This is a genomic window from Mesorhizobium sp. M0998, from assembly GCF_040318885.1.
GTDB lineage: Bacteria > Pseudomonadota > Alphaproteobacteria > Rhizobiales > Rhizobiaceae > Mesorhizobium.
This window is the reverse complement of sequence record NZ_JAMYND010000013.1, coordinates 78832-97862: the sequence shown is the minus strand read 5'-3', so window position 1 is coordinate 97862 and position 19031 is coordinate 78832. Positions and strand designations below refer to the sequence as shown.

Sequence of the window (19031 nt, the reverse complement as noted above, 5' to 3'; positions counted from 1 at the left end):
CTTGACGTTCGTCTGACTTCAAAGTTTCTGAACGCGCGAGCCTTGCACAGCACTTTTCAGCCTTGGGAATGCTCGTTCCATATTGACTATGGATTGGAATTATTATTTCATATTGCCGGCGCCACGCTGCCGCTCGCGCGTGTTACCCAAGACAACAAAGCCGATGGGAGGTTCGAATGGGCGAAGCCGTGGAAGCGAGACATGCGCCGCTCGACATCATCACCATCGGCCGCGCTTCCGTCGATCTCTACGGCCAGCAGATCGGCTCGCGCCTCGAGGACATTACTTCCTTTGCCAAGTCGGTCGGCGGCTGTCCGGCCAATATCGCGGTCGGTACTGCCAGGCTCGGCCTGCGCTCGGCGCTGCTCACCCGCGTCGGCAATGAGCAGATGGGCCGCTTCATCCGCGAGCAGCTGACCCGCGAGGGCGTTTCGGTCCAAGGCCTCAAGACCGATCCGGAGCGGCTGACCGCCCTGGTGCTGCTGTCGGTCGAGGATGACGGGGTCTCGCCGATGATCTTCTATCGCAGCGATTGCGCCGACATGGCGCTTTCGAAAGACGATATCGACGAGGCGTTCATCGCTTCGGCACGCGCGATCGTCGTCACCGGCACGCATTTTTCGCGGCCCAACAGCGACGCCGCCCAACGCAAGGCGATCCGTGTCATGAAGGCCAAGGGCGGCAAGGTGGTGTTCGACATCGACTACCGCCCCAACCTCTGGGGTCTCGCCGGCCACGCCGAAGGCTTCGAGCGCTATGTGAAATCCGACCGCGTCTCGGCGCAGTTGAAGACGGTGCTGCCCGATTGCGATCTCATCGTCGGCACCGAAGAGGAAATCATGATCGCGTCGGGCGCAGACGATTGCCTGAGCGCGCTGAAAACCATCCGCTCGCTGTCGGCGGCAACCATCGTGCTAAAACGCGGCGCCATGGGCTGCATCGTCTATGACGGGCCGATCAGCGACGACCTCGAGGACGGTATCGTCGGCAAGGGATTTCCAATCGAGGTCTACAATGTGCTCGGCGCCGGCGACGCCTTCATGTCGGGCTTCCTGCGCGGCTGGCTCGGCGAGGAAGGCTTGGCGACGGCGGCGACCTGGGCCAATGCCTGCGGCGCCTTTGCCGTGTCGCGGCTCCTCTGCGCACCGGAATACCCGACTTTCGAGGAATTGCAGTTCTTCCTGAAAAACGGCAGCAAGCATCTGGCGCTGCGCAAGGACGAGGCGATCAATCACATCCATTGGGCGACCACGCGCCGGCGCGACATCCCCTCGCTGATGGCGTTCGCCTGCGACCACCGCGTCCAGCTGGAGGATGTCGCGGCAAAAGCCGGCGCCGATCCGTCGCGAATCCCGGCTTTCAAGGTGCTGACGGTCAAGGCTGCGGCCAAGGTTGCGGCTGGCCGCGCCGGCTACGGCATGCTGCTCGACGAAAAATACGGACGCGAGGCGATGTTCGAATTCGCCCACCATTCCTTCGCCTGGCTCGGCCGGCCGGTCGAGTTGCCGGGTTCGCGGCCGCTTCGCTTCGAGTTCTCGCAAGACATAGGTTCGCAACTGACCGAATGGCCGGTCGACCACTGCATCAAGTGCCTGTGCTTCTATCATCCCGACGATCCCGCGGCGCTGAAGAGCGAACAGCAGCAGAAACTGCGCGCTTTGTTCGAGGCCGCGCGGAAAGTGGGTAGAGAACTTCTCATCGAGATCATCGCCGGCAAGCACGGCAAGCTCGACGACATGACGATCCCGCGGGCGCTGGAGGAACTCTATGCGCTCGGCATCAAGCCCGACTGGTGGAAGCTCGAGCCGCAGGCTTCGGCCGGCGCATGGGCAAAGATCGAAGCGGTGATCCTGAAGCACGATCCGTGGTGCCGCGGGATTGTGCTGCTTGGCCTGGAAGCGCCGCAGGACGAGTTGGAAGCGGCCTTCGCCGCCACCGCCAAGGCGCCTATCGTCAAAGGCTTCGCTGTCGGCCGCACCATCTTCATTAACGCGGCCGAACAATGGCTTGCCGGCAAGATGTCGGACGAGGAGGCGGTGGCCGACATGGCATCGCGTTTCGAAAAACTGACCGAGGCATGGCTTGCCGCGCGCGGTCGCAAAGCAGCATAAGAAGGCGCGACATAAGCACTGCGGAGGAACCGACATGACCAAGACAATCCGCCTGACGATGGCGCAGGCGCTGACCCGCTTTCTTGCCCGACAGATGACCGAGATGCACGGCAAGAAAGTGCCGATCTTCGGCGGAGTCTGGGCGATCTTCGGCCACGGCAATGTCGCCGGCGTCGGCGAGGCGCTCTACCAGGTTCGCGACGAACTGCCGACCTTCCGTGCCCATAACGAGCAGGCAATGGCGCATGCGGCGATCGCCTACGCCAAGGCCAATTTCCGCCGCCGCTTCATGGCCGCGACCAGTTCGATCGGCCCCGGCGCGCTCAACATGGTGACCGCTGCGGCACTTGCGCATGTAAACAGGTTGCCTGTCCTGTTTCTGCCTGGCGACGTCTTCGCCAATCGCATTCCCGATCCCGTCCTGCAGCAGGCCGAGGATTTTTCCGATGGCACGGCGACGGTCAATGACTGCCTCCGCCCGGTGTCGCGCTATTTCGACCGCATCACGCGGCCGGAGCAGATCATGCCGGCGCTCAACCGCGCCATGCAGGTGCTGACCGATCCCGCCGAATGCGGCCCGGTGACGCTGGCGCTGTGCCAGGACGTGCAGGCCGAGGCCTATGACTACCCCGAGAGTTTCTTTGCCGAGCGACTCTGGACGCCGCGACGGCAGCGCCCGGACCGCAACGAACTGGCGGCCGCAGTCGCGGTACTCAAAGCAGCGAAAAAGCCGCTGATCATCGCCGGCGGCGGCGTACTCTATTCGCAGGCATCCGAGGAGCTGGCAAAACTGGTGCAAGGCGCCGGCATTCCAGGTTGTGAGACGCAAGGCGGCAAATCCTCGCTCCCGGACGATCATCCGTTGAACATGGGCGCGGTCGGCGTTACCGGCACTTCGGCGGCCAACAGGCTGGCCGAAGAGGCCGACGTCGTGCTTGCCGTCGGCACCAGACTGCAGGATTTCACCACCGGCTCCTGGGCATTGTTCAAGCATGCCGGCAGGACCATCATCGGGCTCAACGTGCAGCCTTTTGACGCCGGAAAGCACCAGGCGCTGCCGCTGGTCGCCGATGCGGCGGAAGGGCTCGCCGAACTCGCTGCGGCGCTGAAAGGCTGGAAAGCCCCTTCAGGCTGGACCGACAATGCGATCACGGGCAAGAAGAGCTGGCAAGCGGATGCCGACAAGGTGACGGCGTCGACCAATGCCGCCTATCCGTCCGACGCGCAAGTGATCGGCGCAGTACAGCGCGCCATGGGCTCCGGCGTGGTACTGCTTCATGCGGCCGGCGGCTTGCCCGGCGAATTGCACAAGCTATGGCAGGCGGGCGCGCCCGGCTCCTACCACGCAGAATACGGCTTCTCGACAATGGGCTATGAAATCGCCGGCGGGCTTGGCGTCAAGATGGCCAAGCCGGACGAAGAGGTCGTGGTCATGATCGGCGACGGCTCTTACCTGATGCTCAATTCCGAGATCGCGACCTCGGTGATGCTCGGCCTCAAGCTGACCATCGTGCTGCTCGACAACCGCGGCTATGGCTGTATCAACCGGTTGCAGATGGCGACCGGCGGCGCCAACTTCAACAATCTGCTGAAGGACGCCCGTCACGAAGCCTTGCCCGAGATCGACTTCGCCGCGCATGCTGCGAGCATGGGTGCGATTGCCGAAAAAGTGCCATCGATCGCCGGGCTGGAAACGGCGTTGGCGCAAGCGAAGAAGAACACGCGAACGACGGTGCTGGTCATCGACACCGACCCGCTGGTTTCGACCGAGGCCGGTGGAAGCTGGTGGGATGTCGCAGTGCCGGAAGTCTCGGCACGGCCGCAAGTGAATGCCGCGCGCAAGAAATACGAGGAAGCGCTGGGCGGGCGGGTTCTTTAGCCATCCGCGAACGCGCCTCGAATGTCTGAAACTGGAGTGACGACTTGAAAGCCAAACTGGGCATGTCCCCCATTGCATGGTGGAACGACGATCTTGCCGAACTCAGCGATGATGTGTCGCTGGAGGAGTGCCTGCGCCAGTCGCGCTCGGCTGGCTTTACCGGAATGGAAATGGGCCGCCGCTTTCCCAACGATCCGCAAATCATGCTGCCGATCCTGAAAGAGGCCGACGTGACGCTTTGCGGCGGCTGGTTCTCGGGGACGCTGGTCGACGAAGACATGGCGAAGAACAAGGATCGTATCCAGCCGATGATCGACCTGTTCAAGGCGGTGAACGCGCCATGCATCGTCTATGGTGAAGTCGGCCGCTCCATCCAGGGCGACCGCTCGAAGCCGCTCGCCAGCAAGCCCAGGCTTTCGGACGAGGAAATGAAAGCCTACGCCCGGCGGCTCACGCAGTTCGGCGAATGGTGTGCAGAGCAAGGCATGCCGCTCTCCTACCATCATCATATGGCGGCAGTAGTTGAGACCGAGCCTGAGCTAGATGCCTTCATGCGCTATTCGGGAGAAGCCATTCCATTGCTGCTCGACGCGGGTCACCTGGCCTTTGCCGGCGGCGATGTGCTGCGCGCTATTGATAACCACCACCCGCGCATCAACCATGTGCATGTGAAAGATGTGCGCATGGAGGTGATCGCGGGACTGGATCGCGAGAAGCAATCGTTCCTCGACGCGGTGGCACTTGGCGCCTTCACCGTGCCGGGAGATGGCTCGCTGGATTTTGGCGCCATCGTCCAGAGGCTCGCCGACCATGGCTATGAAGGCTGGTTCGTGGTCGAGGCCGAGCAGGATCCGAAGAAGAACCCGCCGCTCAAGATGGCGCAGGTCGGCTACAAGGAATTGATGCGGGTGATGACAGCGGCCGGCTATACGGTGGAGACACAAGGCTTTCCCAATGCTTGAGGCTCGCGAGGAAGGGCTGATCCGATGCCGGGGGTGATCCGATGAAAGACTCCGAGCACCCGTTTTTCCGGCCGCTGTGGCGGCGCGTTGCCGTTGTCGCGGTCTGCCTGGTCTGGTCGGTGATCGAATTCGCCACCGGCACGCCGTTCTGGGGCGTGATCGCGCTCGGCTTCGCCGGCTATGCCGTCTGGCAATTCTTCTATCTCTACAAGCCGGCTGACGAGGACAAGTCATCGGCGGACGCCGAACCGAAGGAATGACCATGTCGAAGCTGCTCGTCAAAGCCAATAAGGGCCACGGCCGCGTCGCTCATGTGACGCCGCAAAACGCCGGCTGGACCTATGTCGGCTTCGATGTGCATCGGCTCAGGCCCGGCGAGAGCGCTTCCGGGCAAACCGCGGATCGTGAGGTCTGCCTGGTGTTCGTCACCGGCAAGGGCAAGGCCAAGGCCGGCGGCAAGGATCTCGGCTTGCTGGGCGAACGCATGTCGCCGTTCGAAGGCAAGCCTTGGTCGGTCTATGTGCCGCAGGGGTCGGAGTGGTCGGTGAGCGCCGATACCGATCTCGAACTTGCCGTCTGTTCGGCGCCAGGACTGGGCGGCGGTCTGCCGGTCCGTGTCATCGGGCCCGACGATCTCGGCCAGGAGGTTCGCGGCAAAGGCACCAACACGCGCTATGTCACCAACATCCTGCCGGAGGGCAAGCCGGCCGATTCCTTGCTGGTGGTTGAAGTCATCACACCCGGCGGCCACACATCGAGCTATCCGCCGCACAAGCACGACCAGGACAATCTGCCGGCCGAATCCTATCTCGAGGAGACCTATTACCACCGTCTCAACCCGCCACAGGGCTTTGCTTTCCAGCGCGTCTACACCGATGCCGACCAGAACGGTGCTCGTTCGCTCGACGAGGCGATGGCGATCGAGGACGGCGACGTCGTGCTGGTCCCCAAGGGTTATCACCCCTGCGCCGCCTGCCACGGCTATGATCTCTATTATCTCAACGTCATGGCCGGACCGAAGCGGACGTGGAAATTCCACAACGCGCCCGAGCACGAATGGCTGATGAAGGCCTAACCACTTCCCCTTCGCCCCAACCGCTGGTCCAAGCGAAAAATCGTCGGCTAACGACCCGGCTGTGTGGTTTTGTTACCGAAAACGCCGCAAAGCTTCGTCAATTCGTCATGGAAATCACCTATGGCAGCGGGGCTGACGAGGACTTTCGATGCGCTACGCGATCTATTTCACCCCCCGACAGGACGAACCGCTGGCACGGATCGCTGCCGACTGGCTCGCCCGCGACCCATTCGGTGCCGCCACAAAGCCGGTCGAGGCTGCGGGCGAGTTGTCGGCGGCAGAAGTTGCCTTCCATACCGCCTCGGCGCGCCGCTATGGCTTTCATGCGACACTGAAGGCGCCCTTCAGACTGGCCTCCAACGAGACGGAAACGTCGCTTCGTGCAGCACTCGACGATTTTGCCGAGGCGACGCCGCTGGTTACGATCCCGCGCCTCGTCGTCAGCCAGATCGACGGCTTCTTCGCGCTGGTGCCGGAAGCACCGCTGCCGGCGCTCAACCGCTTCGCCGACGACGTTGTGCGCGACTTCGACCGCTTCCGCGCGCCGTTGACGGAAGCCGAGATCGAACGGCGCAGCCCCGATTCGCTGAAGCCCGACGAGTTCCGCAATCTCTGCCAGTGGGGCTATCCCTATGTCTTCGAGACGTTTCGCTTCCATATGACGCTGTCCGGCCGGGTGTCGTCACAGGAAAGCCCTCGTCTTCGCCTAGCAATCGACAGCCTGTTTACGGACGTGCTGCAACGGCCGGTGGCGGTGGACGCGCTGACGCTGTTTGTGGAAACTGAACCGGGTGCGCCGTTCATGGTGCTGTCGCATCACGCGCTCGGGCGCCACCCGGCCAGAAGAACTGCCTAAATGGCTATTTGCTTTAACCGGATAGTGCGACGCCAATTCATTTTCAATTGGCTGCAAAATGCTGCAAGGACTGCCTGAAATGACTGCCGAGACCGTTCTTGACAATGCCCGTATCGTGCTGGCCGACCAGATCGTCGAAGGGTCGATCGTGCTGCGCGACGGGGTGATCGCCGCCATCGATCCCGGCGCTGGCCGCAGCGGCGAGGACATGGGCGGCGACTTCATCATCCCTGGCCTGGTCGAGCTCCATACCGACCATCTCGAAGGCCATTACGCGCCGCGGCCGAAAGTGCGCTGGAACCCGATCGCAGCCGTGCTCGCGCATGACGCCCAGGTGGCGACCGCCGGCATTACCACCGTGCTCGACGCCTTGCGTGTCGGCATGGACGAGGATGCCGACCTGACGGCCGCCGACATACGCAAGCTGGCCGACGCGATCGAGGACAGCGTACAGCAGGACCGGCTCAGGGCCGACCATTTCCTCCATCTGCGTTGCGAGGTTTCGGCGCCGGACTGCCTCACGGCCTTCGCCAATTTCGACGGCGACGAGCGGGTCAGGCTGGCGTCGCTGATGGACCATGCGCCCGGACAGCGCCAGTTCGTCAATTTGGAAACCTACGCCTATTACTACCAGCGCAAGCTGAAGCTGACCGATCGCGATTTCCAGAAATTCTGCGAAAAGCGGATGGCGGAATCGGCGAGGAATTCGAGCCCGAACCGCAGCTTCATCGCCGCGGCTTGTCATGAGCGCAGCATCGTGCTCGCCAGCCATGACGACGCGACCGTCGGCCATGTCGACGAAGCGATCGAGCAAGGTGTGCGCGTCGCCGAGTTCCCGACCACCGAGGAGGCGGCGCGGGCTTCAAAAGAGGCAGGGCTCGGCGTATTGATGGGCGCGCCGAACGTCATGCGCGGCGCGTCGCATTCGGGCAATGTCTCGGCCCGCACGCTGGCCGGCGATGGCCTGCTCGATATCCTGTCGTCGGACTACATTCCCTTCAGTCTGATCCAGTCAGCCTTCTTCCTCGGCGACGTGGTCGAGGGCATTTCCTTGCCACAGGCGGTGGCGATGGTCTCGAAGAACCCGGCCGAGGCGGTCGGCCTCACCGATCGCGGTGTCATCGAGCCCGGCCGGCGCGCCGATCTGGTTCGCGTGCGCGTCGACGACCATGTCCCGGTCGTCCGCACGGTCTGGCGGCAGGGACGCCGGGTCGCATGATGGTGTCGGCATCGGTCGAGCGTGAATTGTCCGCCGCGAGATTTCCGATCCGCGACGGTGTCTTCGTCGCCGTCGTCGGGCCGAGCGGTGCCGGCAAGGACACGGTGATCGGCTATGCGCGCGCCGTGTTTGCCGACGAGAGCCGGCTGGAGTTCGTGCGCCGGGTGATCACCCGGCCGAGCGATGCGGCCACCGAGGATCACGATACGCTCGCCGATGCTGCCTTCGTCGAGGCCGAAGCGGATGGTGCCTTCGCCATTTCCTGGGAGGCGCATGGCCTGCGCTATGGCATCCCGGCCGAAGTCGACTGGTCGGTCTCAAACGGCCGTGTCGCGATCGCCAACGTCTCGCGCGCGATCATCCCGGCGCTGCGGGAGCGCTACGCCAATCTGGCGGTCGTCGAGATCACGGCTACACCGGATATCCTGGCCGAGCGGCTGGCATTGCGGGGTCGCGAATCGAGCGGCGAAGTGCTGGCACGGCTGGCGCGCAGTGCCAATGTGGCGCTGTCCGGACCGGGTGTCACCTCGATCGACAATAGCGGCCCTCGTGAAGTCGCCGGCGAGCGCTTCGCCGAGGTGCTGCGCAAGGCCATGGCCTTCTCCGACATGTCGGGCCTTATCTGAAGTAGAGCCCATCCGATGCATTCGGTATGGGCGCTACTTGTCTAACCGATATCTTTTTGGAAATCGGTATCCAGTTTTCGGGATTATGGCCTCATGCGGCGTGCCGGTCCCGACCAGCGTGACGAGTATCCGTGGCAGTGGTTGTCGAAGGCTTCGCTGGCGCATCCGCTGGTGTATCCAGAACTGCAACGTGGTGCCGATACACCATCTCCCAGCCCTTCCAGCCGGTGAACAGCAGTATGCAGACCACTATGAACGACAAGAGCGCACCCCATGGGCGGACCGCGGCTTCGGCGCCTTGCGCATAGCGAAGGTAGAAATTGATCAGTGCCACAACGACCGCGGTCAAGTTGCCCAGCATGTGGTACCAGGCGTCGGACAAGGCGCGAATGCGCGGCTCGTTGAGGAAGTCGATAAAACCGGCTGTCGCAGCGAGAAGGGCCATTACGATGGCTGCCCCGATCAGCCACATCGATGCCCGTGCCCAGAAGGCATCGGCAGTCCCCCAGAAAACCAGGTCGGTGACAAACGCACCGACAAGAAACGCGACAGGAAAAGGTATCAGCATCGGGTGGAGGGGGTGAGTTCCTACTTTGGCGGTACTAACTGGATTCGTGGGCATGGGACGCCTCCGCGCAGCAAAGCTTAAATAAACGCTCAGATACGGGTTTCGTTCCAAATAGAGACCGACCTGAACTGCTGTCGCGAAGCTCCGGCTGACTCTCTCACGCCACCTGCCATGGCAGTCGGCGTATTTCATCCAGCTATTTTTGCGTCACTCGGCGGCAGCACCCGCCACGCCCTTGCGTGTGGCTTCCAGCATCCGCCGCCGCGCCCTGAACACGCCCCATTGCTGGTCGACCAGCACGCCGATGAGGATCACCCCGCCCATGACGGCGAAGTTGAGCGAGGACGGGATGCCGAGCAGGTTGACGAGGTTCTGCAGCTCCTGCAGCAGCACGGTGCCGAGCAGGACGCCGATCAGCGAGCCTTCGCCGCCACGCAGCGAGAAGCCGCCGAGCACCGCGGCCGCGATGGCATAGAGCTCGTAGAACTGGCCGTGGCTCGCCGGCGAGATCGAGCGTGTGTACATGGCGAAATAGATAGCTGACAGCGCCGTCAGCACGCCGCAGATGACATAGGCGGCCATGACGATGCGGCCGGTGCGGATGCCGGAATATTTTGCCGCTTCCTCGTTCTTGCCGATGGCATAGAGATAGCGCCCGAACACCGACCGGTGCAGCACCACCCACATGACGACGGCGATGACGATCAGCGCGATGAAGCTGTTCGGCACGCCCCAGGACCGCCCCGCCGTCAGGAACTCGAGTTCCGGGAAGTTCTGTCCGAAGGCAAAGCCGGCGGTGCCGTCAGCGGTGTAGAAGCGCGCCACGCCGCGATAGATCAACAGGCCGCACAAAGTCACCACGAAAGGCTGCAATTTGAGCCGGGTGATCAGCCAGCCATGCGCCAGCCCGATGATGCCGCCGAGCACCAGGATCAGCGGCAGGGCGACCGGCCAGGCCATGCCGCGCGTGGCGATGAAGTCGATGAACAGCACGCCGAGCAGCGCAATCACCGAGCCGACCGACAATTCGATGCCACCGGTGATGATGACGAAGGCTTGGCCAATCGACAGGATGCCGAACAACCCGATCAGGTTCGAGGTGTTGGCGAGATTGATCGGCAGCAGGAAGCGTGGGTTGATGATTGCCACCACCGCGCCGACCACCAGGATCAGGATCAGCAGGCCGAGATCTTTCTTGCTCATCGTCTTCTCCCAGTGCCTGCGAACTACTTCGGCTGCTTGCCGACCGCCAGCAGCAGCACGTTCTCCTGGCTGAACCGGTCCTTGTCGAGAATGCCCGAGATCTGGCCTTCATGCATGACGGCAATGCGGTCGGAAACGCCGATCACCTCCTCCATGTCGCTGGAGATCATCAGCACGGCGACGCCGGCATCGGCCAGCGCCCGCATCAGCCCGTAGATCTCGGCCTTGGCGCCGATGTCGATACCGCGGGTCGGTTCGTCAAGAATCATCACCTTCGGCTTCATCGCCAGCCATTTGGCCAGCACGACCTTTTGCTGGTTGCCGCCCGACAGCGTACCGGTGCGCGTCTGGACGGAGGGCGCCCTGATGCCGAGATCGGTCTTCTGCTTCTCGGCGGTGGCGGATTCCGCGCCGGCCGAGACCAGCGAGCGCCGCGAATGCGCCGGCAGATTGGGCAGCGAAATGTTCTGGGCAATCGACAGGTCGAGCAGGATGCCGGTCAGCTTGCGATCCTCGGGGACGAGGAAAATACCGTTGGCCACTGCGTCCGCGGCCGAACCAAGAACCAGATCTTTTCCGTCAAGCTGGAACGAGCCGCCAAAGCTTCTGTCGATGCCGAACAGGACGCGCGCCAGCTCCGTCCGGCCGGAGCCGACGAGACCGGCGAGGCCGAGGATCTCGCCATGCCTGACATCGAGGTCGACGGGCCGGTCGGGATAGGCAGCGGTGCGAATGGCCTTGACCGACAGCGCGACAGAGCCCGGTGGGCGCGCCGATTCCGCGGCCTTCTCGCGCTCCTTCAGCATGCGGCCGATCATCAGCTTGACCATCTGGTCGTGATTGATGGCGCTCTTCGGCAAGGTTCCGGCGAGCATGCCGTCCCTGAGCACGACGACGCGGTCGGCGACGCGCTCGACCTCGTGCAGGCGGTGCGAGATGAAAATGACGCTGATGCCGTCTGCCTTCAGCGCCTTGATGACGCCGAGCAGCTTGTCGGTTTCGGCGATCGGCAGGCTCGATGTCGGTTCGTCGAGGATGACCAGCCGCGCCTTGATCGACAGCGCCTTGGCGATCTCGACCATTTGCTGCTGCGCCAGCGACAGCGCCGACACCGGCGTATCGGCCGAGAAATTGGCGCCGACGCGTTTGAGCAGCGGCGCCGCCTGCGCTCGCAGCCTGGCGCGGTCGACGAGCTTGAGCGGCCCGGCGCGCAGCGGTTCGCGGCCAAAGAAGATATTGGCGGCCACGTCGAGGTTTTCGAACAGGTTGAGTTCCTGGTGGACGAAAGCGATGCCCGAGCCGATGCTTGCCTCGACAGTCAGCCCGTCATGGGCGACGCCATCGACGGTGATGGTGCCGGTGTCCGGCCTGGTCACGCCCCCGAGGATCTTCATCAGCGTCGATTTGCCGGCGCCGTTTTCGCCGACCAGGCCGATGACCTCGCCGGGCCTTACGTCCATCGAGAATCCGTCCAGCGCGACGACACCGGGATAGGTCTTGCGCACACCGTCGAGGCTCAGGAACGGAGCGGCCGTGGATGCAACGATGGATGGGTCGGAATAATTCATCACGCCTGACAGCAGCCGGTGAGCCGTTTGGTCTCAGACTGACGGGCCTCGCGAGGCCCGTCAATAGAACGCCGGCTCAAGACGAACCTTGAGCCGGCGCAACCTAATTTGCTCAGTTTCCAGACATCGCCTTGAGGCTGGCGGCGTAGGCGTCGACATCGTCCTTGCCGATGATCTTGGTCGGGATGATGATCAGGCCATCGGCGGGAATGCCCGACTTATCGCCCTCGAGATAGGCAGCCATCAGCTTCATGCCCTGATAGGCCCATTCGAAGGGCTGCTGCACGACGGTGGCGGCGACGGTGCCTTCCTTGACGCCGCCCAGCGTGATCGGATCGTCGTCGAAGCCGACGACGGTGATCTGGCCGAGCTTGCCGGCATCGCGCAGCGCTTCATAGATGCGCGGCGTGTTGTAGGAATAGAAGCCGACCATGCAGGTGACGTCAGGGCTGGCGACCAGCGCGTCCTCGACGTTCTTCTTGGCGCGAGCCTGATCGATGTCGTCGCCGCGCACGTCGACCAATTCGATCTTGGTGCCGGCGAGACCTTCCTTCATGCCCTGGATGCGCTCCTTGGCGTTGTCGGCGCCGAGCAGGCCAACGAAGCCGAGGCACTTGCCGCCGTCAGGCATGGCCTTCTTGGCGATCTCTGCCGCCTGCTTGCCGGCATCGACATTGGACGAGCCAATATAGGCGACACGCTTGGTCTGCGGTGCGTCGCTGTCGGTGGTGAACAACGCCGTTTCCGAGGCGATCTTGTTCAGCCCGTCGGTCGACGTCTTGGGATCGACGGCCGAGACCATGATCGCCTTCACGCCGGCCGTCACCAGATCGTCCATCAGGCGCTGCTGGATGGCGACCGAGGACTGCTCCGGATATTTGAGCTCCAGATTGTAATTGGGCAGTTCGCCTTGAGCCTTCTTGACGCCGGCTTCGGCCGCCTTCCAGAAATCGGAAGCGCCGTTGACGACGAAGGCCAGTGTCGGCTTGTCGTCGGCCCGCGCAATTGCGCTGGCGGACAGGCCGAGCAGCAGGGCCGCAGCGGCGACGGACGCATTTCGTATTACAGATTTCATATTCAACCTCCCATTTGACTTAGTAATTTTCGCTGATGATGAACGTGCCGACGCGGCTTGGACGCCCTCCTCCTCAGGGTTCCGGCAGCGAGGAACGACGCCATTCCAGCCGCGATCATCGACTTTAGAGACTCATTCGCCGTTCGTAAATAGTCCGATTTGTCTGACATTTCCGAAACGGCAGGCGAACTTCGGCTGACGGGAACCGTCCGATACCAGGCTGGCTTGCATTCCGAACACGCACGGTCCGATGTCGTCCGGGCATGACGGATTGACGTTATAGGGATGCCAGATATTAGTAAAGAGTATTAGTTGATCCGGATTTCTCGCCACAAAAGAGAGATCTTCCGAGTCGCTGCCGCTTGGGATTGGCGACTAAATCGCGTAAGAGGGTCGATTATATCTATTAGTATCGCTTCGCCCTATAAATGCGAGATTCGCGGGACCAATGACATGAACGAACCACTGCGTGATCCCGTCCTTGAGGGTACCAGGCGGCGCAAGCTGTCCGGGAAAAACTCCAAGGGCCGCGTTACCATGACCGACATCGCCAGGGCGGCAGGCTGTTCGCAGGCGACGGTTTCGTTCGTGCTCAACAACACGCCGGGCATCAGGCTGTCGCAGCAAACCCGCGAGCGGGTGATCGAGACGGCGCGAACGCTGGGCTATTCGCCGCCCGTGTTTTCTGCCTTGCGAGCCCCGGTTGCCGCATTCGACGGGCTGGATGGCGTGATCGGCTTCGCCGTCGACCAGTTGGCGACCAGCCCGGAGGCGGTCGTCGCCATTGAAGGGGCGCGGCAAGCCTCGTGGAACGCCGGCAATGTGCTTTTGGTGGCGCAGACCATGGGCGACGAGGTGATGGAGCCCCGTGCCATCGCGGCTCTGACCAAGCGGGGCATTTCGGCGCTGATCTACATGACCATTTTCACCCGCGAGATCGTCGCGCCGGACTATCTCTACGGCCTCGACATTCCGGTCATCCTGCTCAACTGCTACACCGCCGACTATGCCTTCCCCGCCGTGGTGCCGAGCGAGATCGCCGGCGGCCAGAGCTCCACCCGCCACTTGATCGGCCATGGCCACCGGCGTATCGCCACCATTACCGGCGAGCCCTGGATGCAGGCGGCGCAGGACAGGCTGAAGGGCTACCGCCGGGCGCTGGCGACGGCCGACATCCCGTTCGACCCGGCGCTGGTCGTCGAAGGCGACTGGTCGGCGAGCGCCGGCTATGCCGCGACCGTCGAGCTCTTGGCGCTGAAGGACCGGCCGACCGCCATCTTCTGCCAGAACGACCGCACCGCGATCGGCTGCTACGAGGCGCTGAAGGAGGCCGGCCTGCACATCCCCCGGGATATTTCGGTGATCGGTTATGACGACGAGGAGATCGCGCGGCATCTGTTCCCGCCGCTGACGACGTCGATCCTGCCGCATATGGCGATGGGACAATGGGCGATCGAGCAGCTCGAAGTCCCCGCTGCTCCCGGTCGTGGCCGCTATCCCATCACCAAGCTCGAATGCCCGCTGGTGGAGCGGGAGTCGGTTGGCGCTCTGGCGGGCTGAGGCGAGAGCGCCGGCGATCGACAATGGCACAGGCTTGACATCGGGCCCGGCATATACCCGATTGATTTCATGAGATTGCAAAGCTGCTACAATTTTCAGGACTTCCGCCGGCTGGCAAAACAGCGCCTGCCAGGTCCGATCTTCAATTATATCGATGGCGGCGCGGACGACGAGACGACGCTGCGGCGCAACACGGCGGCGTTCGAGGACTGCGATCTCGTCCCCAACGTCCTTGCCGGCGTTGGACAGATCGACATGTCGGTCACCGTCATGGGCCAGAAGCTGGCGATGCCGGTCTATTGTTCGCCGACGGCTCTCCAGCGGCTGTTTCACCATAGCGGCGAGCGCGCCGTCGCCGCGGCGGCGGAGAAGTTCGGCACGATGTTCGGCGTCTCGTCGCTCGGCACGATCAGCCTGGAGGAGGTCCGCAAGCACAGGACGCCGCAGGTCTATCAGTTCTATTTTCACAGGGATCGCGGCCTGAACCGCGCCATGATGGAGCGCGCCAAGACGTCCGGCGTCGAGGTGATGATGCTGACGGTCGACAGCGTCACCGGCGGAAACCGCGAGCGTGACCTGCGGACCGGCTTTTCCATCCCCTTTCGGCTTACGCTCGGCGGCATGATGCAGTTCGCGATCAAGCCGAGATGGGCTATCGACTATTTGACGCACGAAAAATTCAGCCTGCCGCAGTTGGACGGCCATATCGATCTCGGTGGCGGAGCGCTTTCCATCAGCCGCTATTTCACCGAGATCCTCGATCCATCGCTGGATTGGAAGGACGTCGAAGACATGGTCCGCTTCTGGAACGGCCAGTTTTGCCTGAAGGGGATCATGAGCGTCGCCGATGCCAGAAAGGCGGTAGACATCGGCTGCACCGGCATCGTTCTGTCAAATCATGGCGGCAGACAGCTGGACGGCTCGCGCAGCCCCTTCGACCAACTGGCGGAGATTGTCGACGCGGTGGGCGACAAGATCGACGTGATCATCGACAGCGGCGTCCAGCGCGGCACGCATGTGCTGAAGGCCCTGTCGTTGGGCGCCAAGGCCGTCGGCGTCGGGCGCTACTATCTCTTCCCGCTGGCAGCCGCCGGGCAGGCCGGCGTCGAACGGGCGCTCGGCCTGATGCGAACCGAGATCGAACGCGACATGCGGCTGATGGGATGCAGGTCAGTGGCAGAGCTTTCCAGGGGGAATGTGCGGTTTAGGTAATAGAGCCGGGAAGTGGCGCACGGCATAAGCTTTTCGAAGTGCGAAACTATACCGACCTGCCGCTGCTCCTGCCGTCCGTTTCGAAGACAGCCTCGCCGGAAACAGCATCCGTATATCCGCCCTCAAGCTGCTGCAACGTATGCCGGAACCGATCAAGATTGCCCAGCATTTTGGGCCTGGCATCGACCATATGCTGAAACGTGTCCCACTCTCCAATCGAGAAGAAGGCGCCATCTCCCGATTTGATGAGAGCCATTTTTCGCAATCCCTCGAAATTGCGCGGAGCGCTGCTGAACAGTTCGACGAATTCGTCTTCACTACCCGGCTTGACCCGGAAACGGACGCTGTTGAATGCCGTCATCTACGTTCCCCCGTGAAAGAACTGAAAACCTCGAATATGCGAGGCCCTAACGCACCTCGAACCCTTCGAACAGGTGTACAGAAAAATCGGAAGGTTGGCTTCAGTCACCTCTGGCCGAAAGCTCCGTTTCTGGCGCTATTTCGCCAGGAAGAGGATGACGCTCGATCTCAATCGGTACACCCTTCCGACCGGCAATGAAACGCACTGTTAACGCCGTTCGCGGGTGACAGGATGTTGGCCGCAGTTCGAAGATATAATCTGCGTCTCGCTGTCAGTTGCGGAGGCGAAAATGAACTTGCTTCGGATTGCGCTCTTGTGCACGGCCGTGATCGACCTTGGAATACCGGCCGTTCGCGCTGAGGATCGGCCTGTGCCGCAGAACAATAAAGCCGCAACAGCGCAGCCGCCCGTTCATTGTGAAGGCCAAAATTGTCTGCCGCCGGCGAAGGATCCGGTGCAGGAATGCACCGGCCAGGATTGCACGCTAGGCCCGCCGACTGAACCGGGCCCGGAGATTAAGCAGGCCGACTGAGTAGCATCAGCGGACCATCCGCTCTTTGCAAGGACGGCGCTCACTCAAGGCAACCTTCCGGCCAGTGGCGGCAGATTCTGTTACCTATGTCCCCGGGCCGTACATTGAGTTTAATGGCGCGCCCGAAGAGATTCGAACTCCTGACCCCCAGATTCGTAGTCTGGTGCTCTATCCAGCTGAGCTACGGGCGCGCAACAGGCCATGCTTTGCATAGCCCCGCGATCCGATCCTGGCGACCGGCCGCGATGTGACGTGTTCCCTAGCGACTGAATTTACGAAAAGCAAGCCGATCCTGGCCAAAAGTTTTGCCGTCATGTTTTGCCGTCATGCGCCGGCCGGCGAACGCAAGATCGCGTCACGCGGCGGCCGAGCCAATAGGTCATCGTCTTGGATCAGTCATTTGCCAATCGGAACGGCCCGTAACGGAACACGCCGTTGCACGGCGGCCGAGCCGATGGCTCGTAGTCTCGGACCAACCATTTGCGAATTGAAACGGTCCGTAACGAAACGGTTCGTTACGCCGGGCGGCGCAGACCGTTGCGGGCCTGGTCGAGCCGGACCGGCTGGTCGGGAATGGTGACGGCGAATGTGGTGCGGCCGCCGATCGATTCGACCAGCTCCACCGTGCCGCCATGGGCGCGGATCAATTCATGGGCGATCGCCAGGCCAAGGCCGGTGCCGCCGCTGCGGGCCGAGCCGCGAAATGCCGCGAACAGGTTTTCTCGCGCCTTTGGCGGCAGGCCGGGGCCGGTGTCGGTGACGACGATGCGGCTGACGCTGCCGATGCGCTCGGCCGATATGGTCAAGCGGCGCACCACGGCGCTCTCCGTGTCGGCCGCCATCGCCTGCACGGCGTTGCGGCTAAGATTGGTGAGCACGCGGAACAGCTGGTCGGAATCGGCGTCGACCTCAAGCACCGGATCGACGGCGTTGACGAATTCGATGCCGCATTCGATGTCGAGCAGGCCCTGGACGTCCTCGACCAGCTGGCGCAGCCGCAGCCTGCGGCGCGACGGCGGCGGCTCCTGGGTGCGGCCATAGGCCAGCACGCCCTCCGAGTAGGACACCGCACGGTCGAGCGCGCGCAGCAGTTTTGGTGCGAAGGCCTGCACGGTCGGGTCCTTGACCTGGCGCAGGCGGTCCGACATCAGTTGCGCCGAGGCGAGGATGTTGCGCATGTCGTGGTTGATCTTCGACACGGCCAGGCCGAGATCGGCCAGATGCTTCTGCTCGGTCAGCATCTTCTGCAGCCGCTCCTGCATCTGCGACAGCTCGCGTTCGGCGACGCCGATCTCGTCGGCCCGGGCGGCGGGGTGAATGATCCGACCGGGATCGTCGGGCGCCTCGGAAAAGGACAGCATCGAGCGTGTCATCGTCCTGATCGGGCCGATCATGATCAGGTCTATCGCGGCGTAGACCAGCATGGCGGTGAACAGCGAGATCAGCAGCGAGACGAAGGCGACGTTGCGCGAATAGATCAGCATGGCATTGCGCAGGCGGTGGTCGGGCATGATCAGCTCGAATTCCTTGTCGCTGTCGCCGACCGGCCCGAAAACGCGCAGCATCCGCTTGCCGCCGAAAAACAGCGTGTCCAGCGCGCCGGTCATACCCTTGATCATGCCGACATTGGCGATATCGATATGCTCGTCGACCTGCGGCGGCATTTCGGCCACGACCAGAAGCCGCGAGACGCCGCCGTCGCGCACGGCGATCGCCTTGGCGCCGATCGCCATCAGTACGTCGTTCTGGGCGGCACGCGACAGCGAGGCAGGTTCGCCCTGCACCAGGACGATGGAAACCGCGGCGGCGGTGCTCAGCCTCTCCTTCAGCCAACTCAGCCTGTAGCTGGCGATCCAGGGCACGAAGATGAGGATTTCGGCCAAGAGCACGAAGACGATGGTGAGCAGCAGCAACTTGGTCGACAGGCCGCGCGCCAGCGGCACCCTGCGGGTGGCGGCCTTCGCCTGGGCGATGCTTTCGTCGGTTGCTGGGACTTCACTCATGCTCGTCGTCACGGCTGCCTGTCATCACGGCTGCTTGTCTTAGGGACTGCTCGTCTTCACGATCGCTTGATCGGGTGAGATTAGGCGATTGCGGCTTTTTTGCCAAATTCATCCTTGGTCGAAGCCGGACAAAGGGCCGCAAGACTTCGATGCCGGTCCGACAATGCCGGCCCGACACGCTGGATTGACTTCCAAAACCCTTCTTTCTATAAGCCCGCTCA

The 19031-nt window shown here is 62.8% G+C and carries 16 protein-coding genes and 1 tRNA gene; 10 read left to right on the top strand and 7 right to left on the bottom strand.

Annotated elements, in window-relative coordinates; translation table 11 throughout:
* Window positions 1-176 precede the first annotated feature (176 nt).
* The 8 genes from NKH59_RS14910 to phnN all read left to right on the top strand — a co-directional run bounded on the left by NKH59_RS14910 (window position 177) and on the right by phnN (window position 8728).
* Complete coding sequence (locus tag NKH59_RS14910) at window positions 177-2111, top strand: bifunctional 5-dehydro-2-deoxygluconokinase/5-dehydro-2-deoxyphosphogluconate aldolase (protein WP_352819561.1); 1935 nt, start codon at window positions 177-179, stop codon at window positions 2109-2111.
* Between the two features lie 34 nt (window positions 2112-2145).
* On the top strand, window positions 2146-3990 hold the full coding sequence (gene iolD / locus NKH59_RS14905) for a 3D-(3,5/4)-trihydroxycyclohexane-1,2-dione acylhydrolase (decyclizing) (RefSeq protein ID WP_353022246.1): 1845 nt from the start codon (window positions 2146-2148) through the stop codon (window positions 3988-3990).
* A gap of 44 nt (window positions 3991-4034) precedes the next feature.
* Window positions 4035-4952, top strand: coding sequence for a myo-inosose-2 dehydratase (gene iolE / locus NKH59_RS14900; protein WP_353022245.1), 918 nt, complete (start codon window positions 4035-4037; stop codon window positions 4950-4952).
* Window positions 4953-4993: 41 nt separating this feature from the next.
* Complete coding sequence (locus NKH59_RS14895) at window positions 4994-5212, top strand: DUF3329 domain-containing protein (RefSeq protein WP_352453009.1); 219 nt, start codon at window positions 4994-4996, stop codon at window positions 5210-5212.
* 2 nt (window positions 5213-5214) lie between these two features.
* Window positions 5215-6027 (top strand): 5-deoxy-glucuronate isomerase, encoded by an 813-nt coding sequence (gene iolB / locus NKH59_RS14890; RefSeq protein WP_353022243.1) that lies wholly within the window; start codon window positions 5215-5217, stop codon window positions 6025-6027.
* Between the two features lie 148 nt (window positions 6028-6175).
* A complete protein-coding gene (locus NKH59_RS14885; protein ID WP_352614987.1) occupies window positions 6176-6883 on the top strand; it encodes a DUF1045 domain-containing protein in 708 nt (235 codons plus the stop codon).
* A gap of 79 nt (window positions 6884-6962) precedes the next feature.
* Complete coding sequence (locus NKH59_RS14880; protein ID WP_352472334.1) at window positions 6963-8102, top strand: alpha-D-ribose 1-methylphosphonate 5-triphosphate diphosphatase; 1140 nt, start codon at window positions 6963-6965, stop codon at window positions 8100-8102.
* The gene (gene phnN, locus NKH59_RS14875) at window positions 8099-8728 is read left to right on the top strand and encodes a phosphonate metabolism protein/1,5-bisphosphokinase (PRPP-forming) PhnN (protein ID WP_353022241.1); all 630 of its coding nucleotides are present in this window, start codon (window positions 8099-8101) and stop codon (window positions 8726-8728) included. The genes NKH59_RS14880 and phnN overlap by 4 nt, the downstream gene beginning before the upstream one ends.
* A gap of 91 nt (window positions 8729-8819) precedes the next feature.
* Here the strand turns inward: phnN and NKH59_RS14870 are convergent, their stop codons facing one another.
* The 4 genes from NKH59_RS14870 to NKH59_RS14855 form a co-directional block, all read right to left on the bottom strand.
* A complete protein-coding gene (locus NKH59_RS14870; protein ID WP_352472336.1) occupies window positions 8820-9350 on the bottom strand; it encodes a DUF2231 domain-containing protein in 531 nt (176 codons plus the stop codon).
* Window positions 9351-9503: 153 nt separating this feature from the next.
* Window positions 9504-10499 carry an ABC transporter permease gene (locus NKH59_RS14865; RefSeq protein WP_353022239.1) on the bottom strand — a complete coding sequence of 332 codons (996 nt, stop codon included), beginning with the start codon at window positions 10497-10499 and terminating at the stop codon, window positions 9504-9506.
* 23 nt (window positions 10500-10522) lie between these two features.
* Window positions 10523-12067: a sugar ABC transporter ATP-binding protein gene (locus tag NKH59_RS14860; protein ID WP_352769653.1), complete on the bottom strand. Its 1545-nt coding sequence runs from the start codon at window positions 12065-12067 to the stop codon at window positions 10523-10525.
* 112 nt (window positions 12068-12179) lie between these two features.
* A complete protein-coding gene (locus NKH59_RS14855) occupies window positions 12180-13142 on the bottom strand; it encodes a sugar-binding protein (RefSeq protein WP_352539964.1) in 963 nt (320 codons plus the stop codon).
* Between the two features lie 537 nt (window positions 13143-13679).
* On the opposite strand from NKH59_RS14855, the gene NKH59_RS14850 reads away from it, so the two are divergent.
* Together NKH59_RS14850 and NKH59_RS14845 are read left to right on the top strand one after the other, a co-directional pair.
* Window positions 13680-14702, top strand: a complete 1023-nt coding sequence (locus NKH59_RS14850; RefSeq protein ID WP_352899538.1) for a LacI family DNA-binding transcriptional regulator — start codon at window positions 13680-13682, stop codon at window positions 14700-14702.
* A 69-nt stretch (window positions 14703-14771) separates the two neighbouring features.
* Window positions 14772-15914, top strand: coding sequence for an alpha-hydroxy acid oxidase (locus tag NKH59_RS14845; RefSeq protein WP_352919930.1), 1143 nt, complete (start codon window positions 14772-14774; stop codon window positions 15912-15914).
* 46 nt (window positions 15915-15960) lie between these two features.
* Here the strand turns inward: NKH59_RS14845 and NKH59_RS14840 are convergent, their stop codons facing one another.
* The 3 genes from NKH59_RS14840 to NKH59_RS14830 form a co-directional block, all read right to left on the bottom strand.
* Complete coding sequence (locus tag NKH59_RS14840) at window positions 15961-16275, bottom strand: antibiotic biosynthesis monooxygenase family protein (protein ID WP_352619465.1); 315 nt, start codon at window positions 16273-16275, stop codon at window positions 15961-15963.
* A gap of 646 nt (window positions 16276-16921) precedes the next feature.
* Window positions 16922-16998, bottom strand: a tRNA-Arg gene (locus tag NKH59_RS14835).
* A gap of 324 nt (window positions 16999-17322) precedes the next feature.
* The gene (locus NKH59_RS14830; protein ID WP_023677495.1) at window positions 17323-18810 is read right to left on the bottom strand and encodes an ATP-binding protein; all 1488 of its coding nucleotides are present in this window, start codon (window positions 18808-18810) and stop codon (window positions 17323-17325) included.
* Window positions 18811-19031 lie beyond the last annotated feature (221 nt).

What these genes read in the sequence shown, in the direction of transcription:
- NKH59_RS14910 (WP_352819561.1), top strand. Translation starts at nt 177, where the DNA reads ATGGGCGAAGCCGTGGAAGCGAGACATGCGCCGCTCGACATCATCACC.
- iolD (WP_353022246.1), top strand. Translation starts at nt 2,146, where the DNA reads ATGACCAAGACAATCCGCCTGACGATGGCGCAGGCGCTGACCCGCTTT.
- NKH59_RS14895 (WP_352453009.1), top strand. Translation starts at nt 4,994, where the DNA reads ATGAAAGACTCCGAGCACCCGTTTTTCCGGCCGCTGTGGCGGCGCGTT.
- iolB (WP_353022243.1), top strand. Translation starts at nt 5,215, where the DNA reads ATGTCGAAGCTGCTCGTCAAAGCCAATAAGGGCCACGGCCGCGTCGCT.
- NKH59_RS14885 (WP_352614987.1), top strand. Translation starts at nt 6,176, where the DNA reads ATGCGCTACGCGATCTATTTCACCCCCCGACAGGACGAACCGCTGGCA.
- NKH59_RS14880 (WP_352472334.1), top strand. Translation starts at nt 6,963, where the DNA reads ATGACTGCCGAGACCGTTCTTGACAATGCCCGTATCGTGCTGGCCGAC.
- phnN (WP_353022241.1), top strand. Translation starts at nt 8,099, where the DNA reads ATGATGGTGTCGGCATCGGTCGAGCGTGAATTGTCCGCCGCGAGATTT.
- NKH59_RS14870 (WP_352472336.1), bottom strand. Translation starts at nt 9,350, where the DNA reads ATGCCCACGAATCCAGTTAGTACCGCCAAAGTAGGAACTCACCCCCTC.
- NKH59_RS14865 (WP_353022239.1), bottom strand. Translation starts at nt 10,499, where the DNA reads ATGAGCAAGAAAGATCTCGGCCTGCTGATCCTGATCCTGGTGGTCGGC.
- NKH59_RS14860 (WP_352769653.1), bottom strand. Translation starts at nt 12,067, where the DNA reads ATGAATTATTCCGACCCATCCATCGTTGCATCCACGGCCGCTCCGTTC.
- NKH59_RS14855 (WP_352539964.1), bottom strand. Translation starts at nt 13,142, where the DNA reads ATGAAATCTGTAATACGAAATGCGTCCGTCGCCGCTGCGGCCCTGCTG.
- NKH59_RS14850 (WP_352899538.1), top strand. Translation starts at nt 13,680, where the DNA reads ATGACCGACATCGCCAGGGCGGCAGGCTGTTCGCAGGCGACGGTTTCG.
- NKH59_RS14845 (WP_352919930.1), top strand. Translation starts at nt 14,772, where the DNA reads ATGAGATTGCAAAGCTGCTACAATTTTCAGGACTTCCGCCGGCTGGCA.
- NKH59_RS14840 (WP_352619465.1), bottom strand. Translation starts at nt 16,275, where the DNA reads ATGACGGCATTCAACAGCGTCCGTTTCCGGGTCAAGCCGGGTAGTGAA.
- NKH59_RS14830 (WP_023677495.1), bottom strand. Translation starts at nt 18,810, where the DNA reads ATGAGTGAAGTCCCAGCAACCGACGAAAGCATCGCCCAGGCGAAGGCC.